The organism is Thalassotalea sp. ND16A (genome assembly GCF_000764205.1).
Lineage (GTDB): Bacteria > Pseudomonadota > Gammaproteobacteria > Enterobacterales > Alteromonadaceae > Thalassotalea_A.
Map to the genome: position 1 here is coordinate 124,390 of NZ_JQDZ01000068.1, position 15,230 is coordinate 139,619.

At 41.5% G+C, this 15,230-nt stretch carries 16 protein-coding genes; 8 read left to right on the plus strand and 8 right to left on the minus strand.

What is annotated here, in order from left to right; all coding sequences use genetic code 11:
- Nucleotides 1–105: 105 nt before the first annotated feature.
- Nucleotides 106–315 (plus strand): cold-shock protein, encoded by a 210-nt coding sequence (locus ND16A_RS08095; protein ID WP_033077851.1) that lies wholly within the window; start codon nt 106–108, stop codon nt 313–315.
- A gap of 384 nt (nt 316–699) precedes the next feature.
- Nucleotides 700–1,104: a hypothetical protein gene (locus ND16A_RS0119335; protein WP_052073116.1), complete on the plus strand. Its 405-nt coding sequence runs from the start codon at nt 700–702 to the stop codon at nt 1,102–1,104.
- 58 nt (nt 1,105–1,162) lie between these two features.
- Here the strand turns inward: ND16A_RS0119335 and ND16A_RS08090 are convergent, their stop codons facing one another.
- Nucleotides 1,163–2,254 (minus strand): MBL fold metallo-hydrolase, encoded by a 1,092-nt coding sequence (locus tag ND16A_RS08090; protein WP_033077852.1) that lies wholly within the window; start codon nt 2,252–2,254, stop codon nt 1,163–1,165.
- Between the two features lie 159 nt (nt 2,255–2,413).
- Between ND16A_RS08090 and ND16A_RS08085 the strand changes: the two genes are divergently transcribed.
- The 3 genes from ND16A_RS08085 to ND16A_RS08075 all read left to right on the plus strand — a co-directional run bounded on the left by ND16A_RS08085 (nt 2,414) and on the right by ND16A_RS08075 (nt 5,420).
- A complete protein-coding gene (locus ND16A_RS08085) occupies nt 2,414–4,054 on the plus strand; it encodes an AMP-binding protein (protein ID WP_033077853.1) in 1,641 nt (546 codons plus the stop codon).
- Between the two features lie 96 nt (nt 4,055–4,150).
- The gene (locus ND16A_RS08080) at nt 4,151–4,579 is read left to right on the plus strand and encodes a DoxX family protein (protein ID WP_033077854.1); all 429 of its coding nucleotides are present in this window, start codon (nt 4,151–4,153) and stop codon (nt 4,577–4,579) included.
- Between the two features lie 61 nt (nt 4,580–4,640).
- Nucleotides 4,641–5,420, plus strand: a complete 780-nt coding sequence (locus ND16A_RS08075) for a DUF6174 domain-containing protein (protein WP_033077855.1) — start codon at nt 4,641–4,643, stop codon at nt 5,418–5,420.
- Nucleotides 5,421–5,497: 77 nt separating this feature from the next.
- Here ND16A_RS08075 and ychF read toward each other — a convergent pair whose 3' ends face one another.
- From ychF to lolB, 6 genes are all read right to left on the minus strand, one after another.
- Complete coding sequence (ychF, locus tag ND16A_RS08070) at nt 5,498–6,589, minus strand: redox-regulated ATPase YchF (RefSeq protein WP_033077856.1); 1,092 nt, start codon at nt 6,587–6,589, stop codon at nt 5,498–5,500.
- Between the two features lie 28 nt (nt 6,590–6,617).
- Nucleotides 6,618–7,211, minus strand: coding sequence for an aminoacyl-tRNA hydrolase (pth, locus tag ND16A_RS08065; protein ID WP_033077857.1), 594 nt, complete (start codon nt 7,209–7,211; stop codon nt 6,618–6,620).
- 16 nt (nt 7,212–7,227) lie between these two features.
- On the minus strand, nt 7,228–7,860 hold the full coding sequence (locus ND16A_RS08060; RefSeq protein ID WP_033077858.1) for a 50S ribosomal protein L25/general stress protein Ctc: 633 nt from the start codon (nt 7,858–7,860) through the stop codon (nt 7,228–7,230).
- 285 nt (nt 7,861–8,145) lie between these two features.
- Complete coding sequence (locus ND16A_RS08055) at nt 8,146–9,093, minus strand: ribose-phosphate pyrophosphokinase (RefSeq protein ID WP_033077955.1); 948 nt, start codon at nt 9,091–9,093, stop codon at nt 8,146–8,148.
- A gap of 179 nt (nt 9,094–9,272) precedes the next feature.
- A complete protein-coding gene (ispE, locus tag ND16A_RS08050; RefSeq protein WP_033077859.1) occupies nt 9,273–10,124 on the minus strand; it encodes a 4-(cytidine 5'-diphospho)-2-C-methyl-D-erythritol kinase in 852 nt (283 codons plus the stop codon).
- Complete coding sequence (gene lolB / locus ND16A_RS0119340; RefSeq protein ID WP_081945589.1) at nt 10,124–10,762, minus strand: lipoprotein insertase outer membrane protein LolB; 639 nt, start codon at nt 10,760–10,762, stop codon at nt 10,124–10,126. The genes ispE and lolB overlap by 1 nt, the downstream gene beginning before the upstream one ends.
- Nucleotides 10,763–10,923: 161 nt before the next feature.
- On the opposite strand from lolB, the gene hemA reads away from it, so the two are divergent.
- From hemA to prmC, 3 genes are all read left to right on the plus strand, one after another.
- On the plus strand, nt 10,924–12,195 hold the full coding sequence (gene hemA / locus ND16A_RS08045; protein ID WP_033077860.1) for a glutamyl-tRNA reductase: 1,272 nt from the start codon (nt 10,924–10,926) through the stop codon (nt 12,193–12,195).
- Between the two features lie 80 nt (nt 12,196–12,275).
- Entirely contained in the window at nt 12,276–13,364 is a 1,089-nt protein-coding gene (gene prfA / locus ND16A_RS08040) for a peptide chain release factor 1 (RefSeq protein WP_033077861.1), read from the plus strand.
- A 38-nt stretch (nt 13,365–13,402) separates the two neighbouring features.
- Nucleotides 13,403–14,290: a peptide chain release factor N(5)-glutamine methyltransferase gene (gene prmC, locus ND16A_RS08035; protein WP_327144569.1), complete on the plus strand. Its 888-nt coding sequence runs from the start codon at nt 13,403–13,405 to the stop codon at nt 14,288–14,290.
- Between the two features lie 104 nt (nt 14,291–14,394).
- Here prmC and ND16A_RS08030 read toward each other — a convergent pair whose 3' ends face one another.
- A complete protein-coding gene (locus ND16A_RS08030) occupies nt 14,395–15,135 on the minus strand; it encodes a YciK family oxidoreductase (protein WP_033077862.1) in 741 nt (246 codons plus the stop codon).
- Between the last annotated feature and the right edge of the window lie 95 nt (nt 15,136–15,230).

Below are 15,230 nucleotides of genomic sequence, written 5' to 3' on the forward strand. Positions count from 1 at the left end.
GTTCAACCTGTTCCAACATATCGACATATTAAGTAATACATAAAAAGCTAGATCTCCATGTCGGGGTTGTAACACAATTAATTTATAAATTTAGGAAAGAGTATTATGTCTGATACAAAATTTGGTTCAGTAAAATGGTTTAATGACGAAAAAGGTTTCGGGTTTATCGAGCAAACTGACGGTCCTGACGTATTCGTTCATTTTCGTGCTATCGAAGGTTCTGGTCGTCGTACATTGACTGACGGTCAGCAAGTAGAATTTGAAGTAGTTCAAGGTCAAAAAGGCCCACAAGCTGAGAACGTAAAACCTCTATAAGCTTTTGCTACTGATGAAAGAGCTGATGTTTGATACATCAGCTTTTTTTTGTCTAAAATATCGTAAATGGTCGTCGTACATTGACTGACACTAATACAGTGTAGCAAGTAGAATTTGAAGTAGTTCAAGGTCAAAAAGGCCCACAAGCTGAGAACGTAAAACCTCTATAAGCTTTTGCTACTGATGAAAGAGCTGATGTTTGATACATCAGCTTTTTTTTGTCTAAAATATCGTAAATGGTCGTCGTACATTGACTGACACTAATACAGTGTAGCAAGTAGAATTTGAAGCTTTTAAATACCCAAGGCGCCCGACTTCTGGTGAATATTGGAACTTTAACCTAAACTAGGGTAGTCAATATGAAAATGGAATAAGGATAATTAAATGCGTAAATTTCTCATTTTATTTTTTATGGTTTTACTCAGTTCTTGCGCAAGTGCTCCCAGTTGGGAGGGCATGTCTGAATCTGAAATATCTAACTGGAAAGACATTGGCGTAACGGTAGAGCAAGTAGGTACCTATGTGGACGCTGGGCTGAAACCGGAACAAGTAAAGTTATGGTTTGAGCAAGGATTCAACAATGCTAATGAAATCATTCCCTGGGCTTTAAATAAATTTACCCCCGAAGACGCTGCCGGCTGGAAAGCGTCAGGATTATCGGTTGAAGGTGCGTTTCAGTGGGCTTCAAATAAATTCAGTTATAGTGAAGCAAAAATGTGGCGAGACGAAAACTTTGAACTCGATGACGCAATTGATAATCGAGCAAAGGGCTTATCACCGGTTAAATAAACTAAAGTCACTTGTTTCTGAACGGGATAACATTATACCAAGTTGATTAAAAGCCCAACTATAATGCTACGCCTTCGCCTTCATTAAGAATATGTAACGGTATTGTCGATGCCATTTCTTTATGCATATGCAATAATCGTAACAGGGCAGAGTGAGAACTGAGGTCGCCCATTTTCCAACTGGCGTTTCCGTACCCCCAGGGGATCATCACTTTACAATTGAGTTCTTTCGCGGCAGTTAGTGCGTCCTCTGGCGTAGTATGAACATAGCGATACCATGCACCGTACTCTTGATGAAAGTATGAGGCAATGGGCAATAAGCACACATCCATATCACCATAGCGTTGTTGGATATCTTTAAAATGTTGAGAATATCCGGTATCGCCAGCAAAGAATATGCGCTGGTTTTTGTATTCCACAACCCAGCCGCCCCAGAGAGTAGCATCGTCATCTTCATAAATGTATGGCACCCAAACTCGGCTGCTAAAGTGGTGTGCGGGTACAAAATGAATGGCTAACTCTCCCATCGATGCTGTTGAAAACCAAGCCATTTCATTGATTCGATAACCGTCTGCGGGGAAATGTTCAGCAAAGCCCATAGGTACGTAGTATTCGGTATCCGGGCCAATTTTCTCAATATCATCCTTATTGAAGTGATCGTAGTGGATATGAGAGTACAAAACAGCATCGATATTGGCAATTTCTTCTTCAGATGGCCAAACGGCAGCTTGACGATTAAAGCCTTCACTGATTCGAAAGGCCCAATTTACTGGCCAGTCAAACTGACCGCTAACCGGATCAAGTAACAAGGTACTGCCGTCAGGACTCTCAATATAAAAACTGGCATGTCCGAGCCATCGAATAGAAAACCCTGTAGTTAAGGGGAGCTGGGGCTGAACCCCGGTAAATTTGCATTTTTCTGCAGGGGCTTCACAAGCCAGCAGTGATGATTTGGGATAACAGTTATCGATGCATGTTTCGGGATACGTTTTCTTTCCTGGGTATAAATTTGAATAGCGGCCCGATTTCGTTGAATCATCTTTATATTTGACCACCGAGTCAGGCTGTTCAATACGTTCGACTGTGTTGCTTGTTGTGCATCCAGCCACCATGAGCAAGCTTAAGCTCAAGCTTAAAGCAATCCGTATCATCCAATTGATCTCTTATTAGTTTATTCGCAGCCGATATGTTACCGATATATCACTTTTTGGCAAGTTTCATCATAGTTTTAACCACTAAAAATGAACCGGCAATTAGTCAAGCTGATATTATTTATCTATACTGATTAAAAATAATAAACAGTAGCTGCTATGAATTATCAAACCTCGTTACAAAACTTCCTCAACAATAGCAATAAACATCGTGATAAGCCCTACCTGCATCAGCCGATAGACGGGAAGTGGCATACATTTTCGTTTAATGAAGTTGAACAACAAGCAAGAGCAATTGCGCAAGGCTTGAAAGCTCAAGGATTTGAACCGGGCGATCGGATTGGCATACTCTCTAAAAATTGTGCCGAATGGTTCATTGTCGACTTAGCCATAATGATGGCAGGGATGATAAGCGTTCCTATCTATTCTACCGCTGGCGCGAAAACCATCACCTATGTGATAAAGCACAGCGAAGTGCGAGCGATGTTTGTTGGCAAACTTGATTCGCTTGATGCGGCAATTGCCGCCATACCTGCTGAAACACTCACCATTGCGTTTCCTTATCCAACGATCAATTGTCAGGTAACCTGGCAAGAGTGGTTAGCCGCTTATCAGCCTTTAACTGAGTTACATCAGGCACATATTGATGATTGTATGTCGATTGTTTATACCTCGGGCACCACGGGCTCCCCCAAAGGAGTAATCATTAGTTATAAAAATTTGGCTTCGGCGGCCAAGTGTACATGCTCGGTAATTAATGCAACTAGCAACAGCCGAGCTCTTTCGTATTTACCGCTAGCGCATATTACCGAAAGAAGTGTCATTGAAGGTGCTGCTTTTGATGCGGGCTTTCAGGTGTTTTTTGTCGATAATCTGTCAACATTCATTGATGATTTACAACACGCATCTCCTACCATATTTTTATCGGTACCACGCCTGTGGGCTAAGTTTCAGTCGCAAATATTGGCCAAAATGCCGGATAAAAAGTTGAAGCTGTTATTGAGTTTACCAATTATAGGTAAGCAAGTGGCGAAAAAGATCCGGTTAAAGCTGGGGTTATCCAACGCTAAAGTATTTGCCAGTGGCTCTGCGCCTATTTCAATTTCACTCCTTAAATGGTTCCAAAAAATTGGCATTAATATCGGTGAAGGTTGGGGCATGACCGAAACATCAGGTTTGTCTTGTGGAAATTTTCCTTTTAATGAACAACGGCTTGGCAGTATTGGTGTACCAGTCGACTGTGTCGAAATGAAACTGTCAGAGCAAAATGAAGTGATGATCCGCGGTGATGCGGTATTTAAAGAATATTACTTAAATCCGGAAATTAGCAAAGCTTCATTTACCGATGGCTGGTTTCACACTGGCGATAAAGGTGAGGTTACGGATGATGGCGCCTATAAAATAGTTGGTCGTATCAAAGAGCAGTTTAAAACCTCAAAAGGCAAGTACGTGATCCCGGTACCTATCGAAAGTATGCTGTGCAGAAACAGCGATATTGAACAAGTTTGTGTGATGGGCTTAGGTCTAAAACAGCCTATTGCTTTAGTGGTACTGGCAGAAGGCATCGATCGCTCTAATAGTGACATCCAAAAGGGACTAGCTGAAACCTTAGTTGCGGTAAATAGTGAATTAGAGAGTCATCAACGGTTAGACTTCTTATTTGTTTGTCGCGACCCCTGGACCATAGAAAACGAACTGTTAACGCCAACCTTAAAGTTAAAACGCGACAATATTGAACAATATTATGCAGGTCAATTACCTAAAGGTGGCGAGAATAAGATAGTGCTGCAAGCTAATTAATATCTGCTTTAATTAAGTTTACTTCAACTGACTTTTTAATTAATCTAATTATGTCTTTAAAATATATATAAGAAAAACAAAGTAATAGGTGAATATATGAATGAAACAATGAAAAAAATATGTACCAGTAATAACAACCCCTTGGGCTTGCTTGCAGTTCGAGTCGTGATGGGCATCATTTTTATTGGCCATGGTTGGGGAAAGTTATTTGCGGAAGGCAACCCGGACAAGTTTGCTGGCTGGTTAGGCAGTATGGGAATAGAGCCTAGCTATATCTTGGCACTTTGTGCAGGTGCAGCAGAAACGTTTGGTGGCATGATGTTAATTGCTGGGTTGTTTACTCGCCTAGCATCATTAAGTTTGGTAGTGCTTATGTTAGTTGCAATCGGGTTTGTGCATTTAGATGCCGGTATGTTTGGCAAAGGCGGTTATGAGTTTCAACTGCTGTTGTTAGCTGGCGTAGTTATGACTTTGATCCAAGGCGCAGGCAAGTACTCTATCGATGAAATGCTCGCAAATAAGTAAGGATAAATTAACATAAGTGATGACCGCAGTGAGGCTGTTGTCACTTAAAAAGGGAAGAAAAATGAAAAGATTTTTTGCATTAGGGATGACTCTTATCCTGCTATCACTGTTAACCGCATGTGGCGGAGATAGTAATAAAGAGCAGCAAAAACTTAATAAAAATAAAGCGCTTTGGGAAAAGCAATATATTGATGATTATGCCTTTGATATTGCTATCGGTTGTTTTTGCGGCAACATGGATACCTCGTTTAGTGTTGAAGTCAGCGGCAGTGAGATAAAGCGCTACAACAATGATAAATTGCGCTTTGAGCAAGGCGATGACCTGTCACAAGAATGGGTAAGTTCCATTCCTGAGCTATTTCAATTTATTGATATGCTAATAGGCACTGTTGATGAAATCGAAGTCGAATACCATGAGCAACTAGGCTACCCAATAAGTATCAGTGTTGATCGTTATAAAGACAGCGTTGATGACGAATTTGGCATTTCGATCACTCGTTTTATTGTTGCCCAGGATTATGGTTATGTTTGTGAGCCAGTTATTGAACCGACATATCGGGTGACCGTGTTAGCTCAGGATAGCTGGCAAAATATCAGTTGTGCTGCTTCTGCAGTGATTCACTCTGAAGACGATAGTGAAGAGCTAGAAATACCTGAAAGCGAAGATGAACAATGCCAGTATAACAGCAGAATTATCAGCTCGTATGATGCCCCATTACAAGGACAGTTAATAATTTCAGCGGCGGGTTATGAAACTTTGCAAGTGGATATCTCGGCGAAAACTATGGCTTGTGGTTTGAGCGATGCAACCGGGCGGTTTTATTTAACCCCACAGCCTTAACCTAAGATAATACAGAATAAAACAAGCCGGATGAAATCCGGCTTGTTTTATTCTGTATTTAAGTTTTAAACTTAAATTTAAACGTTAAAGCGGAAGTGGATCACATCACCATCTTTCACTTTATATTCTTTGCCTTCTAAGCGCCATTTTCCGGCTTCTTTGGCACCAGACTCACCGTTAAATTCAACAAAATCATCATAAGAAACAATTTCAGCTCGAATAAATCCTTTTTCAAAATCGGTGTGGATCACGCCAGCGGCTTGTGGTGCGGTCGCATCCACTTTTACTGTCCATGCTCTTACTTCTTTTACGCCAGCAGTAAAGTAAGTTTGTAAGTGCAATAAGCCGTATCCTGAATTAATTACCCGGTTTAATCCTGGTTCAGTGATACCTAAATCTTCCATGAATTCTTGACGTTCGTCTTCATCCATTTCCGATAATTCACTTTCAATCTCTGCACAAACGGCTACCACTACAGCGCCTTCTTTTTCAGCAATTGCTCGTACTTGATCTAAGTAAGGGTTATCTTCAAAGCCATCATCATTAACGTTGGCAATGTACATCGTTGGTTTTGATGTTAAAAAGTTAAAATAAGCAACAGCGGCAAGTTCTTCTTTGCTTAAATCTAACGAGCGGATCATTTCGCCGTCTTCAACATGCTTAAGAATTTTTTCCAATACTGATACTTCAAATTTAGCGTCTTTATCGCCACCTTTGGCACGTTTGGCTTGGCGGAAAATTGCACGTTCGGCAGTATCCATATCGGCAAGCGCTAATTCGGTGTTGATCACGTCGATATCATCAGCAGGACTGATACTACCGGCAACATGAACGATATTTTCATTGTCGAAACAGCGCACTACATGACCAATGGCGTCGGTTTCGCGAATGTTCGCTAAGAATTTATTGCCCAGTCCTTCACCTTTTGAAGCACCTGCAACCAGGCCGGCAATATCAACAAACTCCATGGTGGTAGGTAGTACTCTTTGTGGTTGTACTATCTCGGCTAATTTATCCATACGTGGGTCCGGTACCGGAACCACACCCGTATTGGGTTCAATAGTACAAAACGGAAAGTTTGCGGCTTCAATACCGGCTTTGGTCAATGCATTAAAAAGGGTAGATTTACCAACGTTAGGTAAACCAACAATGCCGCATTTAAATCCCATGATATGTTCCTATAATCTTGTTTGCTAATTAGCTTGTTGCTTTGAATGTGTGTAGTCTATTTTGCGCTTTTTTTAAGCCATCACTTTCCCAGATGGAAAAGCACCTGGCGGCTTCATCAATTGCTTGCTCTAATAGAACTTGTTCGCTTGCCGGGGCTTTGCCCAACACGTAACCGGTTACCCGGTCGCGATGCCCTGGATGGCCGATAGCAATCCTGAGTCGGTAAAAATTTTTATTATTAGCCATGCACGAGATGATATCTCGTAAACCATTATGGCCACCATGACCACCGCCGAGTTTAATTTTGCAAACCCCAGGATCTAGGTCTAACTCATCGTGAGCCACCAAGATGTTTTCTACCGGGATACGAAAAAAATTCGCTAATGGGGCAACGGCTTTGCCTGAGCGATTCATAAAGGTAGTAGGGATCAGTAAATGGACCAGGTTAGAGCCAATCAGGCCTTTACCATATAAGCCATTGTACTTCTTATCAGGCGAGAGGGTAATGTTGTATTGTTTTGCCAGTTCTTCAACGAACCAGACTCCGGCATTATGACGGGTTTTGGCGTATTCGGGGCCTGGATTACCCAGGCCCACAACCAACTGAATATTAGTCGTCAAGGAGATTCCTTAGCGATTATTCTTCAGTAGTTTCTTCTGCGTCACCTTCAACAGCTTCATCAGTATCTTCTACTTTAGCCGCTTTTGGAACGCTTGCTGATACAACAGCTGAATCGTGATCTTCGCCTTTAGCAAGCTCAACTGAGGTAACGCCTTTTGGAAGAGCGATATCAGATAAGTGTAATGGGTGACCAACTTCAAGGTTAGCAACGTCTACTTCGATGAATTCAGGGATGTCCTTCGGTAAACATGCAACTTCGATTTCATTCAAGTTGTGAACAACGATGTTACCAGCTTTAGTTACTTCTTCTTCGTTGATGAAGTGAATTGGAACTGCAGTGTGTAGTTCTGTCTTCGCGTCAACACGTAAGAAGTCAATGTGCATAACTAAATCTTTAAACGGGTGGCGTTGCATATCTTTGATCACAACATCAACTTTCTTTTTACCTACGTTTAATGATAAAACTTGAGAATAGAAAGTTTCTTCTTGCTGTGCACGCCAAACTTTGTTGTGTGCTAAAGTGATAGATACTGGTTCTTGACCCGCACCGTAAACGATTGCTGGAACTTTGTCCGCGTGACGTAGGCGGCGGCTCGCACCTTTCCCCATGTCTGTACGAACTTCAGCATCTAATTTTAATAAATCCATAATGATTACTCTTTTTAAATATCAAATTGATATTGTTTAAAATTTAATTATTTTTCGCGACCAAAAAATAATGCTAATGCCCATTATTATCAATAATAAGGGCAGCTTTTAGTAAGTTTAGTAACAACAAGGTTGCACTGACTTAAAAAAGGCGGCGAATGATAACATTTTTCAGAGGCTTAACAAACAAAAAGTGCGCCATTAAGCGCACTTTTTTTATAAAGGGGGTACATCTAAAGCAAATTGTTGCGTTTTGTACTTTTCCTTTATTTAATCCACTTGCTATTACGCATCAAACATTGCTGAAATTGACTCTTCGTTGCTTACGCGACGAATAGCTTCAGATAACATGCCAGACAAGCTTAATTGACGAACATTTTTTAATGCTTTGATTTCTGGGCTTAATGGAATGGAATCGGTGACGATCATTTCATCAATAACTGAATTTTTAATGTTTTCAGCAGCGTTGCCAGATAATACCGGGTGAGTGGCGTAGGCAAATACGCGACGTGCACCATGCTCTTTAAGAGCTTCGGCAGCTTTACAAAGCGTGCCGCCGGTATCAATCATGTCATCAACGATAATACAGTCTCTGTCTTTTACTTCACCAATAATGTGCATTACTTGTGAAACATTCGCTTTAGGACGACGTTTATCGATGATAGCCAAGTCAGACTCGTCCAACATTTTAGCGACAGCACGCGCACGTACAACACCACCAATATCTGGAGAAACAACCACTGGATTATCAAAATCTTTGCTCATCATATCTTCAAGCAAGATAGGAGAGCCAAATACGTTATCTACCGGAACATCAAAGAAACCTTGAATTTGTTCCGCGTGTAAATCAACGGTAAGTACTCTATCAACACCTACGCTAGATAAGAAGTCAGCAACTACTTTCGCGGTAATTGGTACACGGGCACTACGAACACGACGGTCTTGGCGTGCATAGCCAAAGTAGGGTATTACCGCAGTAATACGGCCCGCAGAGGCTCGGCGTAGCGCATCAACCATAACAATGAGTTCCATCAGGTTATTGTTGGTTGGGGCACAAGTAGATTGGATAATAAAAACATCCGCACCACGAACGTTTTCGGTTATTTCAACGCTGATTTCACCATCGCTAAAACTGCCTACTTTTGCATCGCCTAAATTAATGTATAAACGATCTGCAATTTTCTTAGCCAGTTCAGGGGTGGCGTTACCCGCAAAAATCTTCATGTCAGGCACTGTCAGTTCCTCAGAAACTTTGATGACATTAAACATAATACAAACGACCTTACTATTTTATTAGTACTAATCAGATGCTGTGTGGGCTAACTAAATGTTAGCAAAACTAAAAACAATATTATTGTTTTTAGTGGCAGATATAAGAAAACCTTATACCCAAGTAGAGCACAAATTACCGATTAAGCAATTTGCTTTAACTCCGCCAAAATAGGCGATTGAGCTAAGCCCTTTGCTACAAATGATTTTACACCATCTGGTAGCTTTGATTGCACGGTAAGCGCCGATTGTTTATCTTCAAAGCTTGAAAATATACAGGCACCAGTTCCGGTTAATCTTGATGGCGCGTATTCTAACAACCAAGCCATCATCTTGGCAACCTCAGGGTAAAGTTTTATAACCAAGTTTTCACAATCATTATGGCAGGCGGCAATATTGATATTTTCAATCGTCATTTTTGCCGTGTTGCGCGGTAAATCTTTGGCAGCAAAAATGGCGGCGGTAGATATAGAACAGTCGGGTATGGTGACTAAAAACCAAGGAGCATCAATATCTACCGGGGTTAAGTGCTCGCCGATACCTTCGGCAAAAGCGGTAAAGCCGCGGACAAATACCGGTACATCAGCACCAAGCTTTACCCCGAGTGCCGCTAACGTGTCTGTTGTATAGTTTAGTTGCCAAATTTTATTTAATGCCAGAAGCGTGGTTGCTGCATTTGAAGAACCACCACCCAAGCCACCGCCCATAGGCAGATTTTTGTCCAGTTTGATATCAACCCCAACGGTGCAATTAGAGTGTTGTTGCAATGATTTTGCCGCTTTTACAATCAAATTATTGTCATTATCTACCCCGGGAATAGGGGTTAATAAGTTAATTTCACCAGTGCTGTTTTTTTTAAATTCAAGAAAATCACCAAAATCCAAAAACTGAAAAACAGTTTGCAGTTCATGGTAGCCGCTTTCTCGTTGGCCGGTGATGTGCAGAAAACGGTTGATTTTGGCAACCGAAGAAAAGCGCTGAAAACTTGTAGTCACTAGTCTATATCCCAATGATGAATGGCAATTTTTATGGTCAGGTCTCGATGCTTTATCGAAATTTTGTTGGCTAAACGATAGTTGTTTACCAAGTTATATTGTTGATAGTCAATGTGCCAGTAAGTATGGTTTACCCAGGCATTTAACGTTTCTGGCAGTTGTGTCGTTTGGCTATATAGTACCACATCTTCAGTTTGGGCTTTTAAGCCTTTAAGCCAGTAACTGAGTGCTTTTACCGGCAAACGTATTGCTGAAACCTGATTAAGCAAATCTTCTAAATTATCATCGGTGTAAGTTTTACCGTTTGCTGTTAGTACATGCTGCTCATTTGCGGAGCTTAGCGTTAATACATTGACGCCAAGAAAAGAGGTGAGCTTTAATTGCAAGGTATTGTTATCTTGTTGCCAGTATAGGTTGGCGCTTTGTTTATCATCGCCTTCAATAAAGGCTATTTTACCTTTAATTGTCCAGCTGGTTAACTGAGCAAGTTGTGCTGCTCTTTCATTTTTGTCCTGCAATAATTGTTCAACAACAGGTTGCTGAGGTAAAGGTGTTGTACAAGCAGTTAAGAACAACATAATCGCCGTTATAAATATATTTTTGCTTGGTTGGGGAAATTTTAATCTACTATTAGACATATTGGTGACAAAAACCTTTTTTTTTATGGTTATATTGAGCCAGATCTATGAATCGTGGCCTGAATTACGTAAAATTACATTATTCATGTTAGCCAATGATAAATAGATTTTACTCATTTATCTAATGCTGATTTTTACTATTGGGTTACCCATTTTAAACTATGTCTATTTTTGCTGTTGGTATTAATCACAAGACTGCGCCAGTTTCTGTGCGTGAAAAAGTGGCATTTACTCCAGATAATCTTACCCATGCACTGCAAGAAATGGTAGAACAACTAGCTTGTAAAGAAGCGGCAATTTTATCCACTTGTAATCGCACTGAATTGTACTTTGTACAAGATAAACCGCTGCTGGAAGTGCAACAGCGAATTACCGGTTGGTTAGAGAGTTACCATAATGTACCTGCCAGCATGATTTCACCTTCGTTATACTGGCACCATGATCAACAAGCCGTTAATCACATGATGCGGGTTGCGTGTGGTTTAGACTCGCTAATTCTTGGTGAACCGCAAATTTTAGGGCAAATGAAGCAGGCATATAGTCAAGCGAAGGCCGCAGGCTCTATGCAAATCATCATGGAACGTTTATTCCAGCGTACTTTTGGTGTTGCCAAACAGGTACGTACCGACACTGAAATTGGCGCCAGCGCAGTATCTGTTGCTTTTGCTGCGGTGAATCTTGCCAAGCACATTTTTGCCAAGCTGGAAAAAAGCAAAGTGTTATTAATTGGTGCTGGTGAAACCATTGAGCTCGTGGCTAAGCATCTATACAATAATAACGTTGGTAAAATCACGGTTGCCAATCGTACTGTCGCCAGAGCTGAAAAAATGGCGACAGAAATCGGTGCCGAAGTGATAACCCTGGCGCAAATTCCAGAACATATTCCTGATGCCGACATCGTCATCAGTTCTACCGGTTCAACACTGCCTATTATTGGTAAAGGCATGGTAGAAACCGCCTTAGAGCAACGCCGTCACCGGCCAATTTTTATGGTCGATATTGCCGTGCCGCGAGATATTGAAGAACAAGTTGGTGAACTCGAAGATGTATTTTTATACACGGTAGATGATTTACAAAACATCATTGCCGAAAATTTGGAAAATCGCCGTAAGGCTGCGGCACAAGCTGAAAAAATAGTGGTAACTCAAACGAATGATTTTATGGCTTGGCTAAGAGGCTTAAATACTCAAGATGCCGTAATTGCATACCGTAACCAATGCTTGAGCAAACGAGATCAATTGTTGGTAAAAGCGAAATTACAATTAAGCCAAGATAAAGATCCGGAAGCGGTAATTGCGGAACTGGCAACAAAATTAACCAACAACCTGATGCACGCCCCAACCCGAGCACTGCAATCTGCAGCGCAAGGTGGCGAGCTAGACAAAATTATTTATCTTCACGATGTTTTTGATTTGGATAAAAAAGATAACTAAATTTAGAACACTTCCATTATAATACTTAAATAAATCGAAGATAACTCTTTTCAAACTAACCCTTGGGTGAAAACAAATAAATGAATGAATCTGTATATCAAAAGCTTGAAGTCTTGGTAGAACGCTTTGAAGAAGTCCAAGCGCTGTTATCTGATCCTGATGTGATTGGCGATCAAGAAAAATTTCGAGCGTTATCAAAAGAATTTTCACAACTTGAAGAAGTAACGAAAGTATTTGGTGACTATAAAACTGCAGAAGAAGATTTTGCCATGGCGCAAGAAATGTTGAAGGATGAAGATCCTGACATGCGTGAGATGGCTCAGGAAGAGTTCAAAACAGCGAAAGCGAATATTGAGAGCTTAACCCAAGATTTACAAATTTTATTATTACCAAAAGATCCAAACGACGATAACAACTGTTTTGTTGAAATTCGTGCCGGTGCTGGTGGTGATGAAGCGGCAATCTTTGCCGGTGACTTATACCGTATGTACAGCCGCTATGCGGAAAAGCAAGGCTGGAGACTTGAAATTCTCAACATGAATGAGTCTGAGCAAGGCGGTTATAAAGAAATTGTGGTGAAAGTAAATGGCGACAGTGTTTACGGCCAAATGAAGTTTGAGAGTGGCGGCCACCGTGTACAGCGTGTGCCTGAAACCGAATCGCAAGGGCGAGTACACACTTCCGCCTGTACGGTGGTGGTGATGCCGGAAATTCCAGAAGCCGATGCCATTGAAATTAACAAAGCCGATTTAAAAGTCGATACCTTCCGCGCCTCAGGTGCTGGTGGCCAGCACGTTAACAAAACCGACTCTGCCATTCGTATTACCCATATACCAACGGGTGTCGTAGTAGAGTGTCAGGACCAACGTTCACAGCACAAAAACCGTGCGCAAGCGATGTCGGTATTACAAGCGCGTTTGCAACAAGCCGAAGACGAGAAACGACGCACTGAAGAAGAGTCTTCACGTAGAAACCTGGTGGCCAGTGGTGATCGTTCTGAACGTATTCGTACCTACAATTACCCGCAAGGTCGAATGACGGATCACCGTATCAATTTAACCTTATATCGCTTAAACGAAGTGATTGAAGGTAACTTACAATTGGTGCTAGAACCTATCATGCAAGAAAATCAGGCCGATTTATTAGCATCCCTTGCGGAACAAAACTAATAGCCTATAGGTTTAAAAAACATTGGTGAGTAATAATATTGGTCAGTAATAACCACGCAGAGTTCACCGCTAACTCTGTAAGTTTAGCCACAATAAAACAGCTTTTTGATTTTGCAAAAAGCTGTTTTTTGCAATTTGAAGATGCTTATGATGCCAAGGCGGATAGTCAGGCGTTATTATCGGCAGTGCTGGCTAAGCCCACCAGCTATTTATTAACCTGGCCAGAAAAACACCTGAGTGCAGAGCAACAAGCACTGTTTTTAAGCTTTGTTAAAAGGCGAGAGCAGGGCGAACCAGTGGCATTTATTGTTGGCAAACAGGAATTTTGGTCATTGGACTTTTTTGTTGCCCCATGTACTCTCATTCCTCGCCCTGATACCGAAACCCTGGTTGAAGCGGTGTTATCGAATAATGAAGTTGAACAGTTGTCTTTGCTCGATCTTGGCACCGGCACGGGCGCCATCGCTCTGGCATTGGCATCGGAACATCAAGCCTGGCAAGTGGACGCGGTAGATTTTAGTGCCCAAGCGGTGCAATTAGCCAAATCGAATGCCGAACAACTGCACCTTACCCAGGTAAATATTTACCAAAGTGATTGGTTCAGCAATATTAGCAACAGTAAAAGGTTTGATCTCATTGTCTCAAATCCACCGTATATCGCTAGTGATGACAAGCATTTAGCCGAAGGTGATGTTCGCTTTGAACCAAAATCTGCATTAGTGGCAGATGAGCAAGGCTTTGCCGATATTCGTCATATCATCGATAAATCACGAGATTATTTAACCACTAATGGCCAGTTATACTTAGAGCATGGCTTTGAACAGCATCAGGGAGTACAACAGCTGTTTGCGCAATATGGTTTCACTAATATCAAAACTTATAATGACTATGGCGGCAACCCACGCATTACCATGGGTATCAAATAGCACTACCTAGATCTTGTCTAGCTAGAATAGCGCTTTGAAAAAGCGATTGTTATAGCAATTTGATTAAACCATTATAAATGAGCAGGTAATTAATCAAATTGGTATTAAGCCTGCGCGTCTAAACGTTGACCATTAACGGCTTTACTATCATCACTCATCAAGTATAAATACAGGGGCATAATGTCATCAGGCTCGGCAATTAAGCCTTTATCTTCAGCGGGGAAGGCGCTGGCTCGCATACTGGTTTTTGTGCTACCCGGGTTAATCGCGTTTACCCGTAAACTCGAACCATCATATTCATCGGCAATGATCTGCATCATGCCTTCGGTGGCAAACTTGGAAACACTGTATGGCCCCCAGAATGCTCGTCCTTTATTACCAACGCCAGAGGTAGTAAAAATCAAGGATGCGGCAGGTGCATGCAACATTGCCGGAATCAATGCCTGCGCAAGTTGCATTTGTGCATTGAGGTTTACTTGCATGACATCGTTCCAAATTTGCGCACTAATTTGGGTAAACGGCGTAAGCTCACCTAAAATTGAGGCGTTGAGTAATGCGCCATCAATATGAGTAAACTGATCGGTGATGGTCGATACCATATCTTTATAATTTTGCGCACTTGCGCCTTTCATATCTAAAGGAATAATCGCTGGCTCAGGGTAACCCGCATTCACTATGTCATCATACACTTGTTCGAGCTTGGCCACGGTTTTGCCTAACAATATCACGGTTGCGCCAAACTTAGCATAATGCATAGCTGCAGCCTTACCGATACCGGCTCCTGCGCCGGTGACTAAAATAGTTTTGTGTTGTAAGCAATGTTGTTGTGCTTGATATTCGAACATAGTTTTCTTTCGATTAATGATTATTGCTGCGTATTCTACCCTTACTCTTGATTTGATTCGAGCATATTCTGAAAAAATGATTTGTTAACTTTATG

Bases quoted from the DNA above. Each gene is read 5' to 3' on its own strand.
- ND16A_RS0119335 (WP_052073116.1), top strand. From the start codon at position 700: ATGCGTAAATTTCTCATTTTATTTTTTATGGTTTTACTCAGTTCTTGC.
- ND16A_RS08090 (WP_033077852.1), bottom strand. From the start codon at position 2,254: ATGATACGGATTGCTTTAAGCTTGAGCTTAAGCTTGCTCATGGTGGCT.
- ND16A_RS08080 (WP_033077854.1), top strand. From the start codon at position 4,151: ATGAATGAAACAATGAAAAAAATATGTACCAGTAATAACAACCCCTTG.
- hemA (WP_033077860.1), top strand. From the start codon at position 10,924: ATGTCTATTTTTGCTGTTGGTATTAATCACAAGACTGCGCCAGTTTCT.
- lolB (WP_081945589.1), bottom strand. From the start codon at position 10,762: ATGTCTAATAGTAGATTAAAATTTCCCCAACCAAGCAAAAATATATTT.
- prfA (WP_033077861.1), top strand. From the start codon at position 12,276: ATGAATGAATCTGTATATCAAAAGCTTGAAGTCTTGGTAGAACGCTTT.
- ND16A_RS08085 (WP_033077853.1), top strand. From the start codon at position 2,414: ATGAATTATCAAACCTCGTTACAAAACTTCCTCAACAATAGCAATAAA.
- ND16A_RS08030 (WP_033077862.1), bottom strand. From the start codon at position 15,135: ATGTTCGAATATCAAGCACAACAACATTGCTTACAACACAAAACTATT.
- ND16A_RS08075 (WP_033077855.1), top strand. From the start codon at position 4,641: ATGAAAAGATTTTTTGCATTAGGGATGACTCTTATCCTGCTATCACTG.
- ND16A_RS08095 (WP_033077851.1), top strand. From the start codon at position 106: ATGTCTGATACAAAATTTGGTTCAGTAAAATGGTTTAATGACGAAAAA.
- ND16A_RS08060 (WP_033077858.1), bottom strand. From the start codon at position 7,860: ATGGATTTATTAAAATTAGATGCTGAAGTTCGTACAGACATGGGGAAA.
- ychF (WP_033077856.1), bottom strand. From the start codon at position 6,589: ATGGGATTTAAATGCGGCATTGTTGGTTTACCTAACGTTGGTAAATCT.